2 protein-coding genes and 2 pseudogenes are annotated in these 3637 nt (G+C 36.1%); 3 read left to right on the top strand and 1 reads right to left on the bottom strand.

Features of this window, described 5'->3' with window-relative positions; all coding sequences use genetic code 11:
* Positions 1-301 (top strand): annotated as a pseudogene (locus LDB17_RS03645) (glycosyltransferase); the annotation flags it as partial.
* Here the strand turns inward: LDB17_RS03645 and LDB17_RS03640 are convergent.
* Complete coding sequence (locus LDB17_RS03640; RefSeq protein ID WP_252638682.1) at positions 298-1665, bottom strand: rRNA cytosine-C5-methyltransferase; 1368 nt, start codon at positions 1663-1665, stop codon at positions 298-300. The pseudogene LDB17_RS03645 and the gene LDB17_RS03640 sit on opposite strands and share 4 nt — an antisense overlap.
* 130 nt (positions 1666-1795) lie before the next feature.
* Between LDB17_RS03640 and LDB17_RS03635 the strand changes: the two genes are divergently transcribed.
* Together LDB17_RS03635 and LDB17_RS03630 are read left to right on the top strand one after the other, a co-directional pair.
* Complete coding sequence (locus LDB17_RS03635) at positions 1796-3304, top strand: glycosyltransferase family 39 protein (RefSeq protein WP_252638680.1); 1509 nt, start codon at positions 1796-1798, stop codon at positions 3302-3304.
* Positions 3305-3310: 6 nt separating this feature from the next.
* A pseudogene (locus LDB17_RS03630) lies at positions 3311-3637 on the top strand (SAM-dependent methyltransferase); the annotation flags it as partial.

The raw sequence follows: 3637 nt of genomic DNA, 5'->3' as shown, positions 1-3637 counted from the left end.
ATTATTCTTTCAAGGGATTGCACTAGACCATCTTCCTGTAAAATATGTAGACACATTCATTGTAGTTTACAATATGGAAGGCTTTAGCACACAAATTGGGGGAGCAATTATATACAAAGAGAAACTTCAAGTATGCAAAGAGCTTCTTAGCCCCTCACTGACAGAAAAACTCAAAAGGTTATATTATCTCGATCAGAATGGATTTGTAACTGACATAATGAAATCTAAAACATGGATATACAACGGATTCCGTGTGTTTGCAAAGATTGGTCGTATACTAGGTTTTATAAAAGTAGACTAGATAACATTCACCTTAGTTTCAGGAATATTAGCTGAACGGATTCGCCATTCTTGTGGATAAAGGTTATTTGCACGATTGCCTATATTCTTTACAAATCCCAGTGGCTTGTTCCTGTAGGTAATTAAAACATAGCCTTTTGGCTGATCTTCCAATAATAGTGTCTCTTTACGTAGATAGGCTATAGCGGCTTTCCAGTCCACATCATAAGTCGTGAAATTCTCCGCATTGATATACGTACTTAATGCTAGAGACTGATCCGGGATAAAATCCTTTCCTTTAACCTCTCCCAAGCAGATTCCTTCTGAAATAACATTCAGGTGCGACTTTATCAAAGTTAAGTCATTATACAGAAGTGAAGGAAAAGTAAACCATCTATCTTTTTGCGAATAAAATATAAACGATTCATTATCCTTTACATAATCTTTACAATCAAATGGAATAATACTTTTTGATGTTTTCTCTTTATCCTTCCTTCTCTTTAAAGAACCTTCATCAGAAGTCTTTCTAAGTAAAGCACAGAAAAAACCTTCTCCTTTAGTCTTATGAGGGAAGAATCGGTAAGCAGGAAAACTTTCTCTTAAAGAAGGGCTTACCCCCCACCCTTCTTTAACGTCGATTGGTAAAACCTCAGCTCCCAGCTCTTCACAAATCCATTGTACATTCTCCTCATTTTCATCTACATTGTATGTACATGTACTATATAATAACAAGCCTTCCGTTTTGAGTGCAGACCATATATCTGCTAAAATACGTTGCTGCCGTTCTTTGCAGAGCTTGACATTGTCTATCGACCACTCCGATGTTGCACCCTCATCTTTTCGGAACATGCCCTCTCCTGAGCACGGGGCATCTACTAATATGAAATCAAAGAAGCCTTGCAGTTTTCCTATCTGTTGCGGATCATTGTTGGTCACCACCGTATTAGGATTACCCCACTTTGTTATATTCTCAGCCAATATATTCGCTCTAGTACGAATTACCTCATTAGAAACTAAAAGGCTACCTTCTCCCATCATATCAGCCATCAGTGTTGATTTACCTCCGGGAGCAGCGCAAAGATCAAGAATACGCACATTACCTCCTGCGACATATTGCGTGAAAGCTTGTTCTATAAACATCGAAGAGGCCTCTTGGACATAGTAACATCCGGCATGAAACAACGGATCGAAAGTAAACGAAGGCCTTTGAGGCAAGTAATATCCTGATTCAGACCACGGAACTCTATTGAGTGACAGTTTCTCGGCCTTATGATTATTTATTCTGATACTCGTTGGCGATTCACTATTTAAAGCTTGTACAAAAGCAGCCCAATCATCTCCTAAAAGAGATTTTGTCCGATTAATAAAATCAACGGGTAAATTCATCCTTTATATATTTACTACAAAGTTAGGGGAAATTATACATGATTTTTACATATATGTGGACGAATAAAGCAAAGTATTCGTTATCAATAATATTTTTTCTACTTTTGTTGTTTAATCAGAATAATAAGTAATGATAAAACAAGCTATAGTAAAAGATAAGAATATCCTTATTCTATTATCTCTATATTCATTCTTACTATTATTCTTTTGTTCCAAGATGTCTCCTTTATATCCTATAAACGAGTGGTCTGATGTGAATCTGTACTATAATATAGGCAAAGCTATTTTTAACGGAAGAACATTATATACTGAAGCATTTGACCATAAAGGCCCTCTCATCTTTTTTATTTATGGCATAGGATATGCAATCTCCAATACCTCATTCATTGGCATGTACCTGATAGAAGCTTTCTTTTGGACAGCGATGATCTGCTGTGGGTACTTGACTGCCCGACTATCTCTAGATAAAATATATGCTTTTGCAGTAGCTCTTATATTTCCTCTATTCGTACTGTCTCATTCTTCGGAAGGAGGTTCGGCCGAAGAGTTCATTCTTGTATTTGAAGTCGTCAGCTTATTATTATTTTTGAACTACTTCAATAATAATAACTCTAAACACGCCCCTAGATACATGTTTATTCACGGCGTTATGAGTGCGGCAACCATACTTATAAAAATCAATTTGGTTGTATTCTGGCTTTTCCCTTTACTGGCTATATTAATCGCTATACTAAAAAATAAAGACTATAAAAATCTAATTGCCAATATTGCAGCATACATTGGAGGCATGCTAATCCTATTCCTTCCTATTTTTATCTATTTCGTATACAATAATGCGTTATCTGAAGCATGGAATACATATATAGTATTGAACGGAAAATACGCACAATTAGATGGCTTTGTAGAAACTATAGAAAACCTTGCTATTAAGTTTTATCAACGTTTACGGTTCGACACATTCGAATACCTAGTCATTCTGATTGGAGCATTCTATTTTCCGATACAATACATTCAGAATGATACAGGCAGATTAGCCATTATTTTGTCCTTCATAAGTCTGCATATCGCCATATTTATATCACCTAATTACGTGTTCTACTATTCTATGCCTTACTATATATTCAGCTTACTAGGAAGTATCGCGATAATAGACATACTCAGCCGAATGATAAAGGTACAGGCTAGATGGTACTTATACGTATTATTTTCTTTCTTTGCTTTAGCAATAGGAATAAAAGAAAAGAACTTTTTCTCACTCTCCACAGCTGAACTATTAAGAAAAGAAGAGCCAAACAATCCTGCCTTTCTTTTTAGTAACATTGTAATGAAAGAAAGCAACCCTACACTGCTCAACCTTGGTTTAGACCTAGGTAATGGCGTATTTACAAAAGCTAATACTGTACCGAATGTCAAATACTTTATTTCACCAAATCTACCTCACTCCATTTATCCCGAAATGAGGGAAGAGCAGACGAAGTACATAGAAAATAAAGAAGTACAATTCATCATATTATCCGAATTCTCTCTCAACTTCGACTATTTCTTTAATTTACCGGCTTTGAATGAGAATTATAAGATAGTAGACACATATATTGAAGATAAATTCAAAACCTATTATTTATATAAATTAAAAGACTAAAAAGCTATGCAAGCATCGTTATATCTCATACCCGTAACACTAGGAGAAACTTCAGTCGAACAGGTATTACCCACATACAACAAAGAGATCATCTTACAAATAAAATACTTTATTGTGGAGAATATCCGCTCTGCCCGCCGTTTCTTGAAAAAGGTAGAGAGCAGCATCAATATAGATGAGCTTACCTTCTACGAGCTGAATAAGCATACCAAGCCTGAAGACATCGAAAATTACCTCAACCCTATGGTAAATGGATTTCATGTGGGTATTATATCCGAAGCGGGCTGTCCGGCGATAGCCGACCCGGGAAGCGACATAGTAGCTATTGCCCAG

The sequence above is a fragment of the Dysgonomonas sp. Shenzhen-Wh21 genome, from assembly GCF_043392705.1.
In the GTDB taxonomy this organism is placed as follows: Bacteria; Bacteroidota; Bacteroidia; order Bacteroidales; family Dysgonomonadaceae; genus Dysgonomonas.
This window is presented reverse-complemented; position numbering and strand designations above follow the sequence as displayed.

Excerpts from the sequence above, each read along its gene's own strand:
- LDB17_RS03640 (WP_252638682.1), bottom strand. The coding sequence starts at position 1,665 with ATGAATTTACCCGTTGATTTTATTAATCGGACAAAATCTCTTTTAGGA.
- LDB17_RS03635 (WP_252638680.1), top strand. The coding sequence starts at position 1,796 with ATGATAAAACAAGCTATAGTAAAAGATAAGAATATCCTTATTCTATTA.